The organism is Streptomyces sp. Root431, assembly GCF_001426585.1.
Lineage (GTDB): Bacteria > Actinomycetota > Actinomycetes > Streptomycetales > Streptomycetaceae > Streptomyces > Streptomyces stackebrandtii.
This window is the reverse complement of record NZ_LMEI01000001.1, coordinates 511,484-531,776: the sequence shown is the minus strand read 5'-3', so window position 1 is coordinate 531,776 and position 20,293 is coordinate 511,484. Positions and strand designations below refer to the sequence as shown.

Below are 20,293 nucleotides of genomic sequence, written 5' to 3'. Positions count from 1 at the left end.
GACGGCCGCTCAGGCGGATCCTGCCCCTGGGGGAGTGACGGTGAACGGCAGCAGCGCGACCGTGATGTTGTCGTGGCCTCCGCCGTCGAGGGCGTGGCCGACGAGGACCTGCGCGGCGCCCAGCGGGCGGCCCGCCGCGTCCGGCGGGACGGCCCGCGCCATGTCCTCGGCGCCCTCCGCGTAGTTCCAGAGCCCGTCCGTGCAGACCACGACGACCCCGGAGCGGTCTGGCTTGAACGCGGCCGTGTGCGGGTCCAGTTCGTACGCGTCGGCGCCCAGCCATCCGGTGATCGCGTGGGCGCGCTCGTCCGCGTAGGCCTCGGCCTCGTTCATCAGGCCCGCCGCGACCATCTGGGCGGCCCAGGAGTCGTCCTCGGTGAGCCGCGCGGCCGGGGTGGTGCGGTCGTCCGGCACCCAGTAGACGCGGCTGTCGCCGACCCAGCCGACGACCAGCAGGCCGTCGGCGACGACGGAGCCGACGATGGTGCAGGCCGGGGAGTTCCGGTGCGGGTCGTGCTCGGCGCCGTCCGGGCCGGGCTCCTCCGCGAGGGAGTTGACGGCCTCGGCGGCGGCGACGATCGCCTCGTGCATCGCCTGCTGCGGGTGGATGCCGCGGGGCAGCGCGGCGAGCAGCGAGGCGCCGGCCGCCTGCGCGGCGGCGGCGGAGGCCTCGTCGGGGCGGGTCGCCGAGGAGACGCCGTCGCAGACGATCGCGAGGGCGGCGGGGGAGCCGTCGGGGAGGGTGGTCGCCGAGACGGCGAACGCGTCCTCGTTGCGGTGGTGGCGCAGCCCCCGGTCGCTGACGGCGGCGACGGAGCCGAGCTCCTGCTCCATGTGGTCGCGCTCGCGCGGCTGCGCGTGCCCGCAGTTCTCGCAGTAGCCGTCGGTGTCCACGCGCCCGGCCCGGCAGGCCACGCACAGCGCGGCGGCGTCGGGAGCGGCGGCCGGCGGCTGGGTGGGCTGAGGGGGATGGGCCGGTGGGGCGGGCTGCGGGGACCCGGGCGGGTCGACCTGCACGGCCGTACGGGGGTCGGGGGCGGCGAGCTCGAAGTCCCCGCCCGACGTCGGCGTACCGGACGGGGGCGTACCGGACGGGGGCGTGTCCGTGCCCGGCGGCGCCGGTACGGGGCCGTCCGTGCGGACCGCCATCGTGGGCAGGTCACGGCCGCCGGAGTCGGTGCCCGGCAGGTCGCCGGGGTGCTGGGTCGCCGTCGAGAGCGAACCGGCCTCCCGGGGCGGGGCGGCGGGCCAGACCACAGGCGTGACGATGGCCACGGTCGGGCGGTCCGGCTCCGTCTCGGCGGCCGGGACGGCCGACAGGTCGTAGCCGCACGCCCCGCAGAACCGGTCGCCCGAGTCCAGCGGCTCCGCGCAGCCCGGGCAGGCGGCGAGTCCGTGCGACGGCTTCGGCTTCGGCTTCTGGGACATCCTCACACCCACGTCCGGGGGCGGAAGCGGTTGGCCCGCTCCACCAGTTCGATCCTCTCCTCGCCCCGCTGGGCGAGCCGGGCCAGCACCCGGTACGAGCGTTCGAGGCCGAAGCGCAGTCCGCGCTCGTCCAGTTCACTTCCGAGCAGCAGCGCGCCGCCGCCCGGTGCCGCACCGGGACTCCCGGAGAGTACCCAGTCGAGGGCCGTCCCGAGGACCTCCGTCGACAACTGCTCCCGGCGCACCGCGTCGAGCCCGAAGCCCTGGAGCGCGGAGACCTGCGCCGCGGCGGCCGTCAGTTCGGCGCCGAGCGGCTCGTGCGCCGGGCGCCGCCGCAGCCGCGCCCGCACGGCCGCGACCCGTGCCGCCGTGTAGTGGATCGACGCCTCCGGCACGGACTCCAGGGTCCGTACGGCTCCGGCGCGGTCGCCCGCCGCGAGCTGCACCCGGGCGAGGCCGAAGGCCGCGCTGACGAAGCTCGGGTCGGTCGCCCACACCAGGCGGTAGTACTCGGCGGCGTTGTCCAGCTGGCCGAGCACCTCGGCGCAGATCCCGAGGGCCAGCTTCGGCGACGGCTCCCCGGGGAAGGCGTCGTAGACGGCGTCGAAGGCGAGTGCCGCGAGCTCGTGGTCCCCGGTCACCAGCGAGGTCACGCCCCGGTACCAGACCACCCGCCAGTCGTCCGGGTCCCGCTCCTCCAGCGCGGCGAGGGTCCGTACGGCGGTGGGCGCGTCGCCCAGCTCCAGATGGGCCCGGAGCGTGCGCAGCCGCAGCTCGGTGGAGGGCGCGGGCGCGGCCTGGAGCGCGCCGAGCAGCTCGGCGGGGGCGGCGGCCGCCAGTCCGGCGAGGAATCCGGCGTTCGGGTCGCTCGTGTCGACCCGCGGCACGGGCAGCGCGAGCGCGGTGGCGGGCGCGTCGACCGCGGCGAGCAGCCACCCGAGCCCGGGCCCGGCCACGACCGGAGCCGCACCCGGAAGACCGGCTCCCGGTCCGCCGCCCCGCTTCCCGGCGCCCTTGCGGGCCCCGAGCAGCGACACGTCCTCCGTCAGCTCGGCGAACAGCGCGGTGTCCGTGACCCGGACCTCCGTGCCGAACAGCGTCGACAGCGCGGGACGCGGACGCCCCGACTGGAGCGCCACCACCTCCCGCAGGACGCCCGTCAGCTGCTCCGCCATCTCCTGCGCGGAGGAGAACCGCCGCGCCGGGTCCGGGTCCGTGGCGCGGACCAGGAAGCGGTAGAACGACTCGTACGAACGGAAGACCGCGATGTGTTCCGGCTCCGGCAGCGAGTCCACGAACACGTTCGTGTAGCCCTGGAAGTCGAACGTCATCACGGCCAGCGTCCGTGCCACCGTGTACAGGTCGCTGGCGACCGACGGGCCGACCTCGGCCACCTCCGGCGCCTGGTAGCCGACCGTGCCGTAGATCGCCGACTCGTCGTCGTCCATCCGCCGGACCGCGCCCATGTCGATGAGCTTCAGCTGGTCCTCGGTCTGGATGGCGTTGTCGACCTTGAAGTCGCAGTAGAGCAGGTTCCGGCTGTGCAGGTGGCCGAGGGCCTCCAGGGCCTCGATCCCGTACGCGCAGGCCTGCTCGACCGGCAGCGGGTCGCGGCGGCCGTCCGGGGTGCGCCGGTCGTTGGCGATCTCCTTGAGCGACTTGCCGCCGACGTACTCCATGACGATGTAGCCGTCCAGGGAGCCGGTCCGCTGGTCGAGGTGCTCGACGAAGTTGTAGATCCGGACGATGTTGGAGTGCTCGATCTCGGCGAGGAAGCGGCGCTCCGAGATGGCCGCGGCCATCGCGTCCTGGTCGCCGGTGTCGAGCAGGCCCTTGAGCACCACCCACCGGTCGGAGACCGCCCGGTCGACGGCGAGGTAGACCCAGCCGAGGCCGCCGTGGGCGAGGCAGCCCGCGACCTCGTACTGGCCGTGGACGATGTCACCACCGCGCAGCTTCGGCACGAAGGAGTACGGGTGCCCGCACTTGGTGCAGAAGCCCTCCGTACGGCCCGGCCGGTCACCGCGCGAACGGCCCACCGGGGCCCCGCAGTCGGAGCGGGAGCAGAAACGCTTCCGCTCGGGGACCTCGGGGTTCTCCATCACCGCGCCCCGCGGGTCAGGACGCGGCACCTCCGGGATCGTCACCAGACCCGCGCCCAGCCGGTTCCTGGCGGACTGCCCGGTCGACGTGCCCGAACTGCGCACCGACACCGAGCGGCCCCCGGAGGCCCCGGAGAGCGAGCGCGAGAGACGGCCGGAGACCGAACGGCGGGAGGTCGACGAGCGCGAGGAGGCGCGCGAGGACGCCCGCGAACTGCTCCGCGAGGAGCTCGAGTCGGACCCCCCGATGCCGCCCGTGCCCTTGGCGGGCACGGCCATGCCGGTCGGCGTCGAACCGATCAGCCCACCGGGCGCGACGACCGGGGCGAGCCCGCAGGTGTCGCAGTACAGCTCGCCGCCTCCCATGTCCTCGTACGAGCCCTCGCACGAGGGACGCTGACAGCTCCCCACACCCGTCTCCCCGCTCACCACTGTCGTCCTCCGGCATCTCTCGGGCCGGACAGTACGTCCGCCGCCGCCTGCTGGTAGCGCAGCACGGCCTGCTCCGCGACCCGCAGGTCGCAGGGCGCGCTCCACAGCATCCGGCGTGCCGTGTCGTACCTCTCGATGAGCAGCGGGTCCTCCGCCGCTCCCAGCCGTGCCACCTTCGCCTTGTACGCGTCGAGCCGGCCGCGCAACTCCGCCCGGACCGCGAGCGGCGCCGTGACGGCGGTCAGCGACTCCCTGGCCCGCATCAACTCGTCCTCCGCCTCCTGCTCCAGGGACTCCAGGAGCGGGGAGAGCCGGTGCCACTGCTGGTGCCTGCGGTACTCGGCGGCGGCGACGAGCCGCTCCTGGAGCGCCGTCGGCGGGCCGCTGACGGCCGGCACCTCGGAGGCGGCGATCTTCGCGAGGACCTCGCCGCGCGCGGACCGCGCCTCGGTGAGCGTCCGGTCCGCCCGGGACAGCACGTCCCGCAGCCGCAGCAGCCGGTCCTCGGAGTCCTGCCGGACCGCGAGGACCGCCTCGATCTCGCGCCGGATGTCCTCAAGGGCCAGGGCCGCCCGGTCGTACCGCGCGGTGTCCGGCCGCCCGCCGCCGGGCGCCGAACTGCCCGCGGCGGGACGCCAGAAGGCGAGCGGATCCGTCACGACCTGCGCGCGCAGCGAGGTCAGCTCGGCCGTGATGTCCTCCAGCTCGTCGCCGGCCGGGTGCTCTCCCGGCCGCACGCCGACCGAGTGCGCGAGCGAGCGCGTCCGGCCCAGCTCCGCGGCGAGCAGGTCTATCCGGGCCGGCAGCGCCGACCAGACGGCGTCGGCGGTGACGACCAGGTCGAGCGAGGAGGCGTACAGCTCGTTCATCCGGCGGACGAGCCCTTCGAGGGTGAACCGCTCGGAGAGCAGCCCCTGTTCCCCCGCGCCGCCCGCGACGAGCACGCTCTCGCCGCGCAGCCGCTCCGTCAGCTCGACGAGCTCGTCCCGGCCCGGCCAGCGGCGCCGCGTCCGTACCTCACGGGCGTCGCGCAGGGCGCCCGTGTACACGTCGAAGCAGGTCCAGAGCAGGCCGATGGTCCGCTCGGCGGCCGCCCAGCGGTCCCGGGTCGTGCCGGTCAGCTCGGCACCTTCGAGCAGTCTGCGGCCCGCGTGGTCCTGGAGCGCGAGGAGCGAGTCCTCGATCGCCTTGTGCTCGGCGCCGAGCCGCGCCAGCGCACGGTCCACCTCGTCCCGGTCCATCACCGGCCCGGGAGGTCCCGTGACGCCCATCGATCACCTCTTCCGCCGCGTGTACAGGGGCTGCTTGCCGGGGCCGCCGGCCGGGTCACTTGTACCGGGGTTCGGGAGGCCCCGTTATCCCGGGCAGGTCGGCCTTGAGCCAGCGCTCGTACGCCTTCTGCCAGGGGCCGTTCCGGTAGTCCACGAGGACCTTGTTGACCCGGCGGACCAGGTCGTCGTTCCCGAGCTTGGCGGCCACTCCGTAGTACTCCGTGGTGAACGGAATGCCCTTGAGTTCGACCGCCGGGTCCTGGGCGGCCTGGCCGGCCGCGAGGGCGTTGTCGGTGACGACCGCGTCGACCTCGCCGAGCTGGAGCCGGGCCAGACAGTCCAGCTGGTTGGGGACGGTCAGCAGGTCCTTGTCGTCCTTCGTGCCGTCGGCCTCGTCCTTGAAGACGGCGCCGAAGGACTTCTCCTCCAGCGCCTCGTAGGCCGTCGACCCCTCGGCGGTGCAGACGCGCTTGCCGCGCAGCGAGGAGTCGTAGCCGGTGATGCCCGTGGCGAGCTTGGGCGCGAGGACCTGCTGCCCGGCCTGGAAGTAGGCGGTGGAGAAGGCGACCTGCTGGATCCGCTTGCAGTTGATCGTCATCGTGCGCACGACGAGGTCGACCTTGCCGCTGTCGAGCGCGGCGATCCGCTGGTTCGTCGGGATCGCCCGGAAGATCACGGCGTTCTCGTCGCCGAGGATGTCCCGCGCGATGGCCCGGGCCAGATCGATGTCGAACCCCTCAAGGGTGCGGCTCTCCGGGTTCCGGTAACCCCAGCGGTAGCTGGACTGGTCGACGCCGACGACGAGCTTGCCCCGCTCCTTGATCGTCCGGATCGAAGGGCCGTCCGCCGAGTCGGGCCGCAGCGAGGCGTCCGGGTTCTCGCAGGTGTCCGCCTTCGCCTGGATGCCGACCTGCACGCCGGTGCCCACCCCGGGCCCGGACACGGGCGGGGTCTCGGCGCCGCTCCCGTCGTGCGCCAGCGGCAGCAGCGTCAGGGAGGCGGTGAGCCCGCAGGCCACGGCCATGGCGGCGACCCCGCCCCAGCCCCGCAGCCGTCCCGCGGCCCGCCGCGCCAGCGGGTCCGTGCCGTTCGGCATCCCGCCCCCTCTCACCGGTACTCCGACAGTCTGCGGTTGATGCCGAGCACGGCGCCCGCCGCACCCAGGATCCCGAGCGCCGCCGCGCCGAGCGGCAGCGCCGCCAGCGCGTCCCTGGCGTCCGCGGCGGAGCGGGTGAACTCGGCCTGCTCGTGGGCGAGGGCCCGCTCCAGGGCCGCGTCGACCTGGTCGAAGGACTGGCCCGTCGACTCCTTGGTGCCGACGATCCGGCTCAGCGCGCCCTCGAAGTTGCCGGCCTCGTCCTCGGCGCGGGCCGCCTTGTGGCGCTTCTGCCACTCGCCCGTACGCGACGCCGCCTCGTCCACCGGGCCGCGCCCGGCGTCGTCGTCGGCGAGCTCCCGCGCCGAGGCGAGCGCGGTCGTCAGGGCGGTCATGCTCGCCGTGTAGTCCGCCTCGTACTTGTCGTTCTTCCCGTCCTCCGTGAGGACGGCGCCGCGGGCGACCACCGCGAGGTTCTCGTTGGCGCGGGCCGTGAGCGAGCTGATCCGGGCCTCGTTGAGGAGCTGGAGGGACTCCTGCCCGTGGGCCCTGGCCGTGTCGAGGCCGGATCGCGCGACGGTGTGCGCGGCCAGCAGCCAGACCAGCACGATCAGCGAGGCGGCGGTGGCGGCGAGGAGACCCTGGTTGAACACCCGGTGGGTGCGGGCGTAGTTGCGGCGCTGTGCCCAGGCCAGCACGGCGAGGGCGAGCAGGCCGAGCGCGAGCGACAGGAAGGGCCAGGCGCGGGCGGAGTCGTCGTCCTCGTGGAGCCGCCGGGTCTCCGCCGCGTACAGCCGCTCGGCGGCCGGCAGCAGTTCGGTGGTCATCTGCTGGTTCGCGTACCGCAGATAGGCCCCGCCGAGCGGCAGCCCCTGCCGGTTGGCGGCCCTGGCGCGCTCGATCAGGCCCGTGTAGCGCGGCAGTTGTTCGTTGAGCTCGGCGATCTCGTGGGCCGACTCGCTCGCGCCCTCGGTGTTCGCCGCGGCCTTCACCAGGAGCCGGGCCGCGGTGGCGATGTCCTTGTCGTACCGCTCGCGGGACTCCTCGGGCTCCAGGGTGCCCGCGAGGAAGCCGCTGGCGGCGGTCGTGTCCGCGTCGGCGAGGGAGCGGTAGACGGCGGCGGCGTCGGCGCTGAGCGGCTGGCTGCGGCTGACCACGTCGTCGGCGAAGGAGCCCCGGTCGGAGACTTCGAGGGCGGTGACCGCCCCGAACGCGACGACCAGCAGCGCGAGTACCGCTCCGAGGATCTGGAGCCGGCCTGGCTCGGTCGTCGCGGCCTCGCGCAGCCGCTCCCGTCCCACGGCCCAGGCCCCGCGTCCCGCGGGCGGGCCGCCGGCGGACGCGGCCGACGGCTGCGCGGGCACCGTGCCCGGGCGCGTCGGCGTCGGCGCCGTGGCCTGCGCCGTCGGCTGCGCGGCGGGCGCGTTCGGCGGGTATGTCACTTGACCTCCCCCTGGGTCGCTGACGTCGGTCCGTCCGGCCAGCAGTATGGCCTCAGGGGCCCGATCGCACACCGGGATTGACTCGATCTTGTTCCTATCGTGCCCCATGCCCCCGGCACATCCGCAGGCGAACCCCCTCACGTTGAATACGTCCCCCGGCGGCGATCGGTTCCGTATCCGCCGTCGCTCGAACAGGTGAACATGCGTGCGGGGCGCCTCGTGAAGAGGCGCCCCGGGTCCGCATCCTCGGGTCCCTCAGGCCCCGTAGTGCTCCCTCAGCCGGGCCGCGGCCGCCGGAGCCGCCGCCACCTCGTCCAGGGCGAGGAGCCCGGCCCCGAGGACCGGCGGCGCGGTGACGAAGCCGATCGTCGCCTTCGGCGCCCGGGCGGCGAGGAGCTCGGCGATCCGGTCCTCCAACTGCGGGTGGCGCGCGGCGAGGACGCTGCCGCCCAGCATCACCGGAGCCTCCTCGTCGAGCAGCCCGAGCCGCCCGAGCGCCACCGTCGACAGGGTGACGACCTCTTCGGCCAGCCGGTGCACCAGCGCCAGCGCGACCGCGTCGCCCGCCGCGCTCACCCGGAACAGCACCGGCGTCAGCTCGTGCCGCCGCACGAACGGGATCCGGCCCAGGTGCACGGCCTCGATCAGCTCGTACATCGTCTCCAGACCGAAGTGCGCGGGCAGCGCGCGCGCCAGCTCGGTCGGCTCGCCGCGCCCGTCCTCGGCGCGCGCCGCGAACCAGAGCGCCTCGTCGGCCATGCCGGCGCCGCCGCCCCAGTCCCCGGAGATCTTCCCGATCGCGGGGAACCGCGCGGTCCGCCCGTCCGGGGCCATCCCGACGCAGTTGATGCCCGCGCCGCACACCACCGCCACGCCCCGCGGCTCGTCCAGACCGGCGCGCAGTATGGCGAAGGTGTCGTTGCGCACCCGTACGGACGGGCTCCAGCCCCGCGCCACCAGCGCGGCGTGCAGCCCGTCCTCCTCGACGGGCAGGTCGGCGTTGGCCAGACAGGCCGCGACGTGCGCGAACCCGGCCGGAGCACCGGCGCCCCCGGCCGCCTCCCACGCCCGGCCGACGATCTCCGCGAGCGCGTCGACCGCTGTCTCCACCCCCACCAGCGGGGGCTGGAAGCCGCCGCCGCGCGCCGCGCCGAGGACCGTACCGTCCTCGGTCACGACGGCGACGTCGGTCTTGCTGTTGCCGGCGTCGACGGCCAGCAGCGTTCCGGTCAGGCCCACGCGAAGTGCTCCCGGTTGTGCGCGATCAGCCGGTCCGTCAGGTCCTCGGCGTACGCGTACTGCCCGACCAGGGGGTGCGCGAGCAGCGCCTTGAAGACCCGGTCGCGGCCGCCGCGCAGCGCCGCCTCGAGGGCCAGGTCCTCGTAGGCGGTGACGTTCGCGATCAGCCCGGCGTACAGCGGGTCGACCGGCGCGACCGGCAGCGGCACCGCGCCGTCCCGGCCCACCGCGGCCTGCACCTCGATTACGGCGTCGTCCGGCAGGAACGGCAGCGTGCCGTTGTTGTACGTGTTCACCACCTGGTACGGCGAGCCTCCGCCGCCCAGCAGGGACGCGGCCAGGTCCACGGCCGCCTCCGAGTAGAAGGCGCCGCCGCGCTTGCCGAGCAGCGCCGGCTTCTCGTCGAGCGCCGGGTCCCCGTACATCTCCAGGAGTTCCTTCTCCATCGCCGCGACCTCGGCGGCCCGCGAGGGCTTGGTGCCGAGCTCGCGCACCACCTCGTCGTGCGCGTAGAAGTACCGCAGGTAGTACGAGGGGACGACGCCGAGCCGGTCCAGGACCGGGCGCGGCAGGTGCAGGTCGTCGGCGATCGCGTCGCCGTGCTCGGCGAGCAGCCGCGGCAGCGCGTTCTCGCCGTCCGGGCCGCCGATCCGTACGCCCGTCTCCCAGGTCAGGTGGTTGAGCCCGACGTGGTCGAGGTGGACCTCGGACGGGGCCACGTCGAGGAGCTTCGCGAACTTCCGCTGGAAGCCGATGGCGACGTTGCACAGGCCGACGGCCTTGTGCCCGGCCTGGAGCAGCGCGCGCGTGACGATGCCGACGGGGTTGGTGAAGTCGATGATCCAGGCGTCCGGGTTGGCGCGCCGGACGCGCTCGGCGATGTCCAGGACGACCGGGACGGTTCGCAGCGCCTTGGCGAGGCCGCCGGCGCCGGTGGTCTCCTGGCCGACGCAGCCGCACTCCAGGGGCCAGGTCTCGTCCTGGTTCCGGGCGGCCTGGCCGCCGACGCGGAGCTGGAGCAGGACCGCGTCGGCGCCCTCGACCCCGGCGTCCAGGTCGGAGGTGGTGACGATCTTCCCGGGGTGGCCCTGCTTGGCGAAGATGCGCCGGGCGAGCCCGCCGACGAGTTCGAGCCGCTCGGCGGCCGGGTCGACGAGGACGAGTTCGGTGATGGGCAGGGTGTCGCGCAGCCGCGCGAATCCGTCGATCAGTTCGGGGGTGTAGGTGGAGCCGCCCCCCACGACAGCGAGCTTCATGATGTGAATCAGCCCTTCACTCCGGTCAGTGTGACTCCCTCGACGAACGCCTTCTGGGCGAAGAAGAAGACGAGGATCACAGGGGCCATGACCAGGACGGTCGCGGCCATGGTCAGATTCCAGTCGGTTTGGTGCGCGCCCTTGAAGGACTCCAGCCCGTAACTGAGCGTCCAGGCCCCCGGGTTCTCGGAGGCGTAGATCTGCGGTCCGAAGTAGTCGTTCCAGCAGTAGAAGAACTGGAAGAGCGCGACGGCGGCGATGCCGGGCTTGGCCATCGGCAGCACGATCCGTATCAGGGTGCGGAACTCGCCGCACCCGTCGATCTTCGCGGACTCGATGTACTCGTTCGGGATCGTCAGCAGGAACTGGCGCAGCAGGAAGATGGCGAAGGCGTCACCGAAGGCCATCGGGATGATCAGCGGCCACAGGGTGCCGGAGAGGTCCATCTGCTTGGCCCAGAACAGGTACATGGGGATGATCACGACCTGCGGCGGCAGCATCATCATCGAGATGACGAGCAGCAGCGACAGGTGCCGGCCGCGGAAGCGGAACTTGGCGAGCGCGTAGGCCACGGGGACCGAGGACACCACGACGAGGACGGTGCCGAGGCCCGCGTAGAGCAGGGAGTTCTTCCACCAGGTGAGGAAGCCGTCCGTCTCGAAGACCGTGACGTAGTTGTCCCAGTGCCAGGAGTTGGGGGTCAGGTCCCGGGTGAGCGCCTGCTGGTCGCTCATCAGGGAGGTCAGGAAGACGAAGACGAACGGCAGCACGAAGAACAGGGCCGCGGCGATGCCGAGCGAGTGCACGGCGATCCAGTGCAGCAGCGCCTTGCGGCGTGCGGTCTTCTCGGCGGGACTCGCCTTCGCGGGGCGGTCGGGGCGCTCGGCGCTGTCGGGGCGGTCGGAGAGGGTCGCGGTCGTCATGGTTCAGTCACCCGAGCCGATCAGGCCGCCGCGCCGGCGCATGAGGAGCGCGGTGAAGGCCATGGAGAGGGCGAAGAGTACGAGTGCCACCACGCACGCCGCGCCGTAGTTGAACTGGCTGAAGCCGAGGCTGTAGACGAGCTGTGGGAGCGTGAGCGTGGAGTCGTCCGGGTAGCCGGGCTGGAAGGTCACGCCGGAGCCGCCCATCACCCCCGAGGCGACCTTGGAGGCCACGATCGGCTGGGTGTAGTACTGCATCGCGCCGATGATCCCGGTGACGACCGCGAAGAGCACGATCGGCGAGATGTTCGGCAGGGTGATGTACCGGAACCGCTGCCACGGCGACGCGCCGTCCAGCTCGGCCGCCTCGTACTGCTCCTTCGGTACGTCGAGCAGCGCGGCCATGAAGATGACCATGAGGTCGCCGACGCCCCACACGGCGAGGACGGTCAGGGCCGGCTTGGCCCAGTCCGCGTCGTTGAACCAGGAGGGGGCGGGGATGCCGATCGCCTCCAGGAGCGAGTTGACCGGCCCGGTCCCGGGGTTGAGCAGGAAGACGAAGGCCAGCGTCGCGGCCACCGGCGGGGCCAGGTACGGCAGGTAGAAGAGGGTGCGGAAGACGCCCGCACCCGTCTTGATCTTGGTGATGAGCAGGCCGATGCCGAGGCCGAAGAGCACCCGGCAGGAGACCATCACGACGGCCAGCCAGAGGGTGTTCTGCATCGCCGGCCAGAACTTCGGCATGTCGGAGAAGACGTACGTCCAGTTCTCCACGCCCCGCCAGGTCGGCGGGTTGAGGCCGTCGTACCGCATGAACGAGAAGTACAGCGTGGAGAGGAGTGGATAGACGAAGAAGAAGCCGAATCCGATCAGCCAGGGCGACATGAACAGGGCGGTGCGCAGCGCGTTGCGCCGGCGCTTCGCCCGCAGGGTGTTCTGTCCCCCCGGGGCGGCGGCGGCCGGGGCCGCCGCCTCCTTCGCGGGCAGGGTGTCCGTGCTCATGGGCGTGTCGTCCCGGCCGTCACTTGGCCGCGGCGATGTCGCGGTCGATCTGGGCCGCGGTGTCGGCGAGGCCCTTCTTCAGGTCGGTGATCTGGCCCTTCTCGTACTTGTGGGCGAGGCTGGAGAGGGTCTCCTGGTAGGCGGGCCCGTTCACCGCGCCGGTCATGGTGGACGACTCGGGGTGCTTGGCGATGTCCAGGAAGACCTTGAAGCGGTCGTCGAGCTTCAGGTTCGGGGACTTCAGGGCCTCCAGGGTGGAGGGGACGTTGCCGATGCCGTTGGCGAAGCTCACCACGGCGTCGGTGTCCGTGGTCATGTACTTGACCAGCTCCCAGGCCGCGTTCTGCTTCTTGCTCTGCGGCGCGATGCCCATGATCGTGCCGGAGAGGTAGCCCTTGCCGTACTCGGCCAGCTCGTCGTCGGCGACGGGCATCGGCGCGACGCCGACGTCGAACGTCACCTTGGCCTCCTTGACGAAGTTCAGCCGCCACTCGCCGTCCAGCTGCATGGCGACCTGGCCGGTGTGGAAGGGGTGCTTGGCGCCCCACTCGTCACCGAAGGTGGTGCGGTACTTGTCGAGCTTCTGGAAGCCGCCCAGGGCGTCCACCAGCGACTTCTGGTACGTCATCATCTCCGCGAACGCCGGGTCCTTGGCGATGTTCGACTTGCCGTCCTTGTCGAAGTACGTGTGGTCCCACTGCGACATGTAGTGCTCGACGACGGTCTCGTAGCCGAGGTAGTTCGGCATGAAGCCGAGCCGCTCGTACGAGTCGCCCTTCGGCTTGGTGAGCTTCTTGGCGACCTCGGTGAACTCGGACCAGGTCTTCGGCGGCGCCTTGATGCCGGCCTGCTCGAAGGCGTCCTTGTTGTAGTAGAGGCCGTACGCGTCGGAGAGCAGCGGCAGGGAGCAGCGCTTGCCCTCGAACTGGGTGTACTCCTGGAGGACCTTCGGGAAGAGCTTGTCGAGGTCCAGCTTGTCCTTCTCGATGAAGGGCTTGAGGTCCGCGAGCGCGCCCGAGGAGCAGAACTTGCCGACGTTGGAGGTCGTGAAGGAGGAGACGACGTCCGGCCCGTTCGAACCGCCCGCGCGCAGCGCCTGGCCCAGCTTGTCGTCGTTGATGCCGCCGACGACCTTCACCTTGATGTTCGGGTGGGCCTTCTCGAAGCGGGCGATGTTGTCCTCGATCGCCTTGACCTCGGAGGGCGCCGCCCAGCCGTGCCAGAAGGTGATCGAGGTCTTGGCGTTCGGGTCGTCGCCGGTCCCCTTGTTCTCGGTGGAGCCGGTACAGGCGGAGGCGAAGAGGGCGATCGAGGCGGTGGCGGCGAGCGCGGCGGCTGCTCTGCGCGGGCGTGCGGGCATGACGGTGTCTCCCAGTGGCGGAGGGCTTACGGGGGGAAGGACGTGCGGTGGGGCGGGGTCGGTGGGTCAGCGCGAGGTGTCGAAGACCTCGTCGCGGGTGGTGGCGAGGGCGCTTTCGAGGGCGCCGCGCAGCACGGGGCTCCGGCACACGGCGGAGAGGACGAGCCGCGGACGGGAGGCCGCGAGCTCGGCCAGCTCGGACTGGACGCGGGCGCGGAGGACTTCGCCTCCGGCGACGAGGACGTCACCGGAGAGCACGATCAGTTCCGGGTCGAGGACGGCGACGAGCGAGGCCAGACCGATGGCGACGCGCTCGGCGTACCGGTCGAGCAGCTCGGCGTACCGGGGGTCGTCCTCGTGGATCTCGGCGGCCCGGGACAGCAGGCCGCTCGCGACCGGTACGTACGGCTGCTCGGGGGTGTCGATCCCCACGGCGCGGGCGATCCGGGGGACGGACTGGACGCCGGCGAGCTCCTGGAAGCCGCCGGAGTTGGCCTTGGCGACCTGCCGGACCAGCGGGGTGCCGGGGACGGGCAGGAAGCCGAGCTCGCCGGCGCCGCCGGTGAAGCCGCGGTGCAGCCGTCCGCCGAGGACGAGGGCGGCGCCCAGGCCCGCCTCGTTCCACAGCAGCGCGAAGTCGGTGTGGCCGCGGGCGGCGCCCACGCGCTGCTCGGCGATGGCGACGAGGTTCACGTCGTTCTCGTACTCGAAGGGCATGGGCAGGGCGGCGGCCAGCTCCTCCAGGAGGGTGGGGGAGTGCCAGCCGGGCAGGTGGGAGGCGTACCGCAGCCGTCCGGTGGCCGGGTCGAAGGCGCCGGGCGTGCCGATGACGAGGCGCCGGACCTCGTCGGGGGCGATCCCGGCGGCCTTGACGGCCCCGTCGAGGGCGTCGGTGACCTGGCGGACGACGCCGGTGGCGGTGCGGCCGGGGGTGCGGAGCTCGTACTCGCCGACGATCTCGCCGGTGATGTCGGCGACGGCGGCGCGGATGCGCTGCTGGTTGACGTCGAGCCCGGCGGCGTACGCGGCCCGCGCGTTCACCGAGTAGAGCTGGGCGTTCGGTCCCGGTCGGCCTTCGGTGGTGCCGGTGGCGACGACGAGCCCGGCGGCTTCGAGCCGGCCGAGCAGCTGGGACGCGGTCGGCTTGGACAGGCCGGTGAGCTTGCCGATCCGGGTCCGCGAGAGCGGGCCGTGCTCCAGGAGCAGGTCGAGTGCGGCGCGGTCGTTCATGGCCCGCAACACGCGCGGTGTGCCGGGGGTTCCCGGGGTCGTACCGGCCATGAGGGGTGCACCTGCCCTTCGGAGCTGATCGGTTCCGGCCATTCTGCTGCCTGCCGGGGGTCCGCTTCCTTCATCACACTGTTAGGAAAGTTTCCTATTCGGTGGGAGGAAAATAAGGTGACCGTCACCGGGGCGTCAATACCCGGGAACGCACGACGCCCCCGAAGGCAACCAAAGCGTTACCTGCGGGGGCGTCGGCCCTGCGCGTCGTTCTCCTGGCGCTCTACTTGGTGAGGTCCGTCCTCGGCAGCGGGGTCGCCGCCGCCGACTGCGGCGAGGTCGCCGAGGCGAAGGCCGAGGGGGCCGCCATGCCCGCCGTCGGATCGGCCGCGGCCTCCTCGCCCTGGGCCGGGACCCCGCCCACGATCCGGATGCCGGCCTCGTCGAGACCCTGCTTGATGCGCCAGCGCAGCTCGCGCTCCACGCCCAGCGCCTTGCCCGGCATCGTCTTCGCCGAGACCCGCACGGTCATCGAGTCGAGCAGCACCTCGCTCAGGCCGAGCACCTCGACCGGGCCCCACAGGCGCTCGTTCCAGGGCTCCTCCTTGGTCATGGAGTCCGCCGCCTCGGTGATCACCGACCGCACCCGCTCCAGGTCCTCCGTCGGCCGGACGGTCACGTCCACGCCCGCCGTCGCCCAGCCCTGGCTGAGGTTTCCTATCCGCTTGATCTCGCCGTTCCGCACGTACCAGATCTCGCCGTCCACGCCGCGGAGCTTCGTCACCCGCAGGCCGACCTCGACGACCTCGCCGGAGGCCACACCCGCGTCGACCGAGTCGCCGACGCCGTACTGGTCCTCCAGGATCATGAAGACGCCGGACAGGAAGTCCGTCACCAGGTTCCGCGCGCCGAAGCCGATCGCCACACCGGCCACACCGGCCGAGGCGAGCAGCGGCGCCAGATCGATCTTGAAGGCGCCGAGGATCATCAGCCCCGCCGTGCCCAGGATCAGGAACGACGCGACCGAGCGCAGGACCGAGCCGATCGCCTCCGAGCGCTGCCGTCGCCGCTCGGTGTTGACGAGGAGACCGCCGAGGGCTGTCCCCTCCACCGCCTGCGCCGAACGGTTCATCCGCTCGATCAGCTTCGTCAGGGCGCGGCGGACGGCCATCCGCAGCAGGAGCGCGACGACCAGGATCAGCAGGATGCGCAGCCCGGTGTTCAGCCAGGTGGACCAGTTCTCCTCCACCCAGCTCGCCGCGTTCGTGGCCTTCGCCGCCGCCTCGTCCAGGGTCACCGGAATGGGCTCGGGTTCGGTGGCAGCCGCTAGGGCGGACCAGGACACGGGGCAACCTCCAGGCATCGCGTACGCAGACCATCCACACTAACGGGGCATCGGACGTGGTCCTGTTGCCGTGTTCGAGGGAGAGACGGACCTCACCTGGGCAAGTACTCGGAGAGATGCCGATGTGGTCGAGAACACCCCGGGCCCGTCACCCCGACTCCGGTACGTGGTGGCGTTCCGACCAGGCATGAGGAGAGACTGAGAGCAGTTCGTCCCGGCGCGAGCCACGCGCCGCCGGCGCCATTGGAGGCATCCGTGCCGCATGTCCTGGTCCTCAACGCGTCGTACGAGCCCCTCGGCGTCGTACCGCTCCGCCGCGCACTCGTCCTCGTACTGGAGAACAAGGCTCTCTGCCTCGAGGAGACCGGCGCCTTCCTGCACAGCGAGACCCAAGTCGTCCCCGCGCCCAGCGTGGTGCGACTGAAGCGCTTCGTGCGGGTCCCCTACCGGGGGCCCGTTCCCCTGACCCGCAGAGCCCTCTTCGCCCGCGACGGCGGGCGGTGTGTGTACTGCGGGGGTGTCGCGACCAGCGTCGACCACGTCATCCCGCGCAGCAGAGGGGGCACGCACGCCTGGGAGAACGTGGTGGCGGCCTGCCGCCGCTGCAACCACGTCAAGGCCGACCGGCACCTGCGCGAGATCGGCTGGCGGCTGCGGCACCAACCGGCCCCGCCGACCGGATTGGCCTGGCGGATCATCGGGACCGGACACCGGGACCCCCGCTGGCTGCCCTACCTCCAGCCGTACGGTGCCGAGGACGTGATGGCCCGGATCGACTCCGTCGCGGACGCCCCAGTGGGGGCGCTGACGACGGGTTGAGCCGGGCCTTTCGCGTACCCGGGACACAGGCGTACGGGCCTTTCGCGTACGGGGCACCCCTCAGGGGGTGTCCCGCTCCGCGGGCTGCTCCGGCGCCTGGGGCTGCTCCGGCCGCTCCGGTTCCTTCGACGGCTCCGGCGTCTTCGGCTGCTCCGGCGTCTTCGGCGGGTCCTGTGGGGCCACCGCGTAGGTCTCCACCGACCAGAGCGAGTAGCCGTACGGGGTCGCCCGCGTCTCCCCCTGCACCCGCAGGAAGCGCGTGTCCGCCGCGTCCATCCTGACCGACTCCCGGCCGCCCCGCCCGTCCGCGACGGTCGCCGCCGTGCGCCAGATCCGGCCGTCGGCCGAGACCTGGACGCGGTAGCGGGAGGCGTACGCGTCCTGCCAGTGCAGCTCCACCCGGCCTATCCGCGCGGGCTCGGCCAGCTCCAGCTGCCACCAGGCGCCGTCCTCCGCCGGGGAGGACCAGCGGGTCGCCGCGTCGCCGTCCACCGCGGAGGAGGCGGGGAAGTCCGGGGTCTCGTCGCCCGAGGAGGAGGCGGTCGCGGCGCGCGCCAGGTCCGGGCCCGCCGTGCGCGGGAAGGCCCGCACGGTCAGGACCCGCTCCTCGCCCGCGAACGACACCGGCACCCGGTACGAACCGGCCGGCACGTCCGCGCCCACCGACACCTCCAGGGGGACGGTCGTCCGCGTGCCCCGCTCCACCGCGGCCTGCTTCGGGAGCCGGACCGCGATCCCCTTCGGGGCCTTCGCCGTCATCGGCCCGCGGACCTCGCCCGCGCGCAGCCCCGTCAGCTCGACGTCCACCCGCTGCGCCGGGCCACCGATCTCCGCGTCCGTCTCCGTGCGGGCCAGTTCGAGCCCGGCGCGCGGCCCGTCCGCGAACCACGGCACCAGCGAGCGGACGTCGGGCGCCGGTCCGTCGCCGCTCCAGACGACCCGCAGCGCGTCCGCGCGCAGGCCCTTCAGGTCGGCCTGCGTCCAGCCGGAGGCGGAGAGCGGGCCGAGCGACCGCCAGCCCTCCCCGGGGACGTACGCCTCCACGCGCGCGTCCGTGGCCGCGCGTGCATCCGGATCCGCGCCGCCGCCCGTACCCGTCTCCGGGTCCGTACGGGCGGTCATCACCGTCAGGGCCTCCACGGGCCGCGGCCGGTCGAGCCGCACCGTGTACGAGTCGGGGGCGCGGTCGGCCTTGCGCGCCGAGGTCCGGTCGGCGCCGGTCCAGGCCGTCGACTCCGTCACCGCGCGCGTGAGGAACGGGTCGAGGACCCCCGCGCCGACCGTCACCCGGCTCGCCTTCAGGGCCTCCCGGACCGGTTCGAGGCGCAGCTGCGCCTGCCAGGCCGCCGTGCCGTCGCCGCGCCCCTGGGCGAGCAGCATGTCGACTGCCGTCTCGCCCGCCAGGCCGTACCGCGAGAGCTGCTCGAGCCAGGGCCCCGTCTCGTCGTCCAGGGTGCCGTCGGCGGTGGCCGCGAGCCGCTCGGGGGCCCGGCGCATCACGGTGAACGCGGCCCGCAGTTCGCGCGCCGCCCTCTCCCTCGTACGGGCGTCGGTGCTCGTGCGCGAGGACCAGAAGGCGGCCATGAGCGGCTTCAGGTAGGCCGATTCGCCCTTCGGGTCGAGGATCGAGGAGGCGTCGTTCCCGGCGAGCGCCCACAGCGCGTCACGGGCGGCCGGGTCCGGGCCCGCCAGGTCGTCGACGGCGGCCCGCCACGACTCCTGCGGCCGGTAGCCCTTCGGGTTCCAGGCGTAGTCGGCGGCGGTGAAGAGCGGCACGCGGGAGGCGGCGGGCTGCTCCATGGCGTGGGCGAGGAAGGCGGCGGAACCGGCGGCCACCGCCGGGTCCCGGCCCGTGGAGGGGCCGAGGAAGAGCCGGTCCTGCGCGTAGTCGTTGACCGGGTAGTTGTCCATGGTGACCAGCGGGTGGCCCAGGGCCTCGCGGGCCCCGGCCAGTTCGCCGCCGGTGATCGTGCGCGGGACGGCCCCGACGCCCGTCCACGCGACCCGCACGTCCGTGTCGAGCGCCCCGGAGAGCTCCGTGCGGTACTCGGTCGCACCGTCCTGGTAGTACTCCGTCGGCAGCACCGTCAGCGGCTCGCCGTCCGGGTGCCGCTCGGTGAGGTGACGGGCGACGGCGTTGGCCACGCGCGCGTGGGCGGCGGCCGCGCCCTTGGCGTCCCGCCCGAAGGCGTCGGCGTCCTTCGAGCAGTGCCACTCGCCGTAGCCGGCGTCGGGGAACTGGAGCTGGAAGGAGCGCACCCCGAGCTCCCACATCGCGTCGATCTTCCGCGTCAGGGCCGCCACGTCGGCGTCGGATGCCAGACACATGGACTGGGCGGGCGCCACGGCCCAGCCGAGCGTCACGTGGTTGGCCCGGGCCCGCTCGGCGAGCGCGCGGAACTCCTCCTGCTGCGCGGCCGGGTAGGGCTCGCGCCACTGCGCCTGGCGGTACGGGTCGTCACCGGGCGCGTACAGATAGCGGTTCTGCTTGGTACGGCCGAGGAACTCGACCTGGGCGAGGCGCTGCTCCAGGCTCCACGGGCTGCCGTAGAAGCCCTCGGTGAGGCCGCGCTCGGCCGTGCCCGGCCAGTCGCGCACGGCGACCCCCGGGATCTCCCCGTCGGCGCCGAGGAGCTGACGCAGCGTCTGGACGGCGTGGAACAGGCCGTCCTCGCCGACGCCGTCCAGGACGACGGTGTCCCGCCCCTGGAAGCGGCCCGTGGCGAGCCGGTAGCCGCCGCGCGGCAGGTCGACCCGCTCGGGCACGCGCAGGGCGGTCAGCGCCTCCTCGGCGGCCTCGCCGGAGGGCCCCGCGGCCCGGACGACCGGGCCACGGCCGGGGAGTCCGGTGTGGACGGTCCGCACCCCGGCGGCCGTCAGGAGCTCCCGCAGGGCGGTGAGGGCGTACGGATCGGCGTCGGCGTCCGCGAGCAGCGTGACCTCGCTCCCGAGGCGTACGGCGGCTCCACGGGCCGTCAGCGACTGCGGCCGGGGCCAGACGGCGGGAGTGCCTGTGGCGGTGTCCCTGGTCGCGGAGGGCGTGTTCGGGGACGCGGCGGGGGCGTCCGCCGACGGGGGGAGCGGAGCCGCCTGCACCGCGCCCGGGGCCGCGCCGCCGAGGAGTCCGCCGATGACGGCGGCGGCGACCGCCGTCGCCGTGCGCTTCCTGCGCCCGAGATGCACGGGAACTCCCTCCGGCCCGGTCGGCCGCTCTGCCGGTTGGTCACGAGTAGGTCACGAGCCCACCACCCGTCGCACAGGGGTGTCAATGCGTGTGGCCGATGTGTCGGCTTTGCCCGGCGAGCCGTCACGGAGATGACGTCACTTCGCCACTTTCCGCCGGTAAAACGAGGTGCG

14 protein-coding genes are annotated in these 20,293 nt (G+C 73.2%); 1 reads left to right on the top strand and 13 read right to left on the bottom strand.

Annotated features, from left to right (window positions below; all coding sequences use genetic code 11):
* Positions 1 to 9: 9 nt before the first annotated feature.
* From ASC82_RS02350 to ASC82_RS02295, 12 genes are all read right to left on the bottom strand, one after another.
* Positions 10 to 1,428 carry a PP2C family serine/threonine-protein phosphatase gene (locus ASC82_RS02350; protein ID WP_056640678.1) on the bottom strand — a complete coding sequence of 473 codons (1,419 nt, stop codon included), beginning with the start codon at positions 1,426 to 1,428 and terminating at the stop codon, positions 10 to 12.
* Between the two features lie 2 nt (positions 1,429 to 1,430).
* The gene (locus ASC82_RS02345) at positions 1,431 to 3,896 is read right to left on the bottom strand and encodes a tetratricopeptide repeat protein (protein ID WP_199862456.1); all 2,466 of its coding nucleotides are present in this window, start codon (positions 3,894 to 3,896) and stop codon (positions 1,431 to 1,433) included.
* Positions 3,897 to 3,955: 59 nt separating this feature from the next.
* The gene (locus ASC82_RS02340) at positions 3,956 to 5,233 is read right to left on the bottom strand and encodes a hypothetical protein (RefSeq protein ID WP_056640676.1); all 1,278 of its coding nucleotides are present in this window, start codon (positions 5,231 to 5,233) and stop codon (positions 3,956 to 3,958) included.
* 55 nt (positions 5,234 to 5,288) lie between these two features.
* Positions 5,289 to 6,329 (bottom strand): glutamate ABC transporter substrate-binding protein, encoded by a 1,041-nt coding sequence (locus tag ASC82_RS02335; RefSeq protein WP_056640668.1) that lies wholly within the window; start codon positions 6,327 to 6,329, stop codon positions 5,289 to 5,291.
* An 11-nt stretch (positions 6,330 to 6,340) separates the two neighbouring features.
* The gene (locus ASC82_RS02330; protein ID WP_242427540.1) at positions 6,341 to 7,630 is read right to left on the bottom strand and encodes a hypothetical protein; all 1,290 of its coding nucleotides are present in this window, start codon (positions 7,628 to 7,630) and stop codon (positions 6,341 to 6,343) included.
* Between the two features lie 396 nt (positions 7,631 to 8,026).
* Positions 8,027 to 9,010, bottom strand: coding sequence for a BadF/BadG/BcrA/BcrD ATPase family protein (locus tag ASC82_RS02325; RefSeq protein WP_056640666.1), 984 nt, complete (start codon positions 9,008 to 9,010; stop codon positions 8,027 to 8,029).
* A complete protein-coding gene (locus ASC82_RS02320; protein WP_056640663.1) occupies positions 9,001 to 10,266 on the bottom strand; it encodes a 6-phospho-beta-glucosidase in 1,266 nt (421 codons plus the stop codon). Before ASC82_RS02320 ends, ASC82_RS02325 begins: the two co-directional genes overlap by 10 nt.
* 8 nt (positions 10,267 to 10,274) lie before the next feature.
* On the bottom strand, positions 10,275 to 11,189 hold the full coding sequence (locus ASC82_RS02315) for a carbohydrate ABC transporter permease (RefSeq protein ID WP_056640660.1): 915 nt from the start codon (positions 11,187 to 11,189) through the stop codon (positions 10,275 to 10,277).
* Positions 11,190 to 11,192: 3 nt separating this feature from the next.
* A complete protein-coding gene (locus ASC82_RS02310; protein ID WP_242427539.1) occupies positions 11,193 to 12,074 on the bottom strand; it encodes a sugar ABC transporter permease in 882 nt (293 codons plus the stop codon).
* Between the two features lie 136 nt (positions 12,075 to 12,210).
* Positions 12,211 to 13,551, bottom strand: a complete 1,341-nt coding sequence (locus ASC82_RS02305; protein WP_056640652.1) for an ABC transporter substrate-binding protein — start codon at positions 13,549 to 13,551, stop codon at positions 12,211 to 12,213.
* A 66-nt stretch (positions 13,552 to 13,617) separates the two neighbouring features.
* The gene (locus ASC82_RS02300; RefSeq protein ID WP_056640650.1) at positions 13,618 to 14,832 is read right to left on the bottom strand and encodes an ROK family transcriptional regulator; all 1,215 of its coding nucleotides are present in this window, start codon (positions 14,830 to 14,832) and stop codon (positions 13,618 to 13,620) included.
* 223 nt (positions 14,833 to 15,055) lie between these two features.
* Positions 15,056 to 16,117, bottom strand: a complete 1,062-nt coding sequence (locus ASC82_RS02295; RefSeq protein ID WP_056640648.1) for a mechanosensitive ion channel family protein — start codon at positions 16,115 to 16,117, stop codon at positions 15,056 to 15,058.
* Between the two features lie 255 nt (positions 16,118 to 16,372).
* Between ASC82_RS02295 and ASC82_RS02290 the strand changes: the two genes are divergently transcribed.
* Positions 16,373 to 16,936 carry an HNH endonuclease gene (locus tag ASC82_RS02290; protein WP_056640644.1) on the top strand — a complete coding sequence of 188 codons (564 nt, stop codon included), beginning with the start codon at positions 16,373 to 16,375 and terminating at the stop codon, positions 16,934 to 16,936.
* 60 nt (positions 16,937 to 16,996) lie between these two features.
* Here the strand turns inward: ASC82_RS02290 and ASC82_RS02285 are convergent, their stop codons facing one another.
* A complete protein-coding gene (locus tag ASC82_RS02285; protein WP_079038980.1) occupies positions 16,997 to 20,119 on the bottom strand; it encodes a beta-N-acetylglucosaminidase domain-containing protein in 3,123 nt (1,040 codons plus the stop codon).
* Positions 20,120 to 20,293: the final 174 nt, after the last annotated feature.

Coding starts and splice junctions, on each gene's coding strand:
- ASC82_RS02350 (WP_056640678.1), bottom strand. CDS start 1,428: ATGTCCCAGAAGCCGAAGCCGAAGCCGTCGCACGGACTCGCCGCCTGC.
- ASC82_RS02345 (WP_199862456.1), bottom strand. CDS start 3,896: ATGGGAGGCGGCGAGCTGTACTGCGACACCTGCGGGCTCGCCCCGGTC.
- ASC82_RS02340 (WP_056640676.1), bottom strand. CDS start 5,233: ATGGGCGTCACGGGACCTCCCGGGCCGGTGATGGACCGGGACGAGGTG.
- ASC82_RS02335 (WP_056640668.1), bottom strand. CDS start 6,329: ATGCCGAACGGCACGGACCCGCTGGCGCGGCGGGCCGCGGGACGGCTG.
- ASC82_RS02320 (WP_056640663.1), bottom strand. CDS start 10,266: ATGAAGCTCGCTGTCGTGGGGGGCGGCTCCACCTACACCCCCGAACTG.
- ASC82_RS02315 (WP_056640660.1), bottom strand. CDS start 11,189: ATGACGACCGCGACCCTCTCCGACCGCCCCGACAGCGCCGAGCGCCCC.
- ASC82_RS02310 (WP_242427539.1), bottom strand. CDS start 12,074: ATGTCGCCCTGGCTGATCGGATTCGGCTTCTTCTTCGTCTATCCACTC.
- ASC82_RS02305 (WP_056640652.1), bottom strand. CDS start 13,551: ATGCCCGCACGCCCGCGCAGAGCAGCCGCCGCGCTCGCCGCCACCGCC.
- ASC82_RS02300 (WP_056640650.1), bottom strand. CDS start 14,832: ATGGCCGGTACGACCCCGGGAACCCCCGGCACACCGCGCGTGTTGCGG.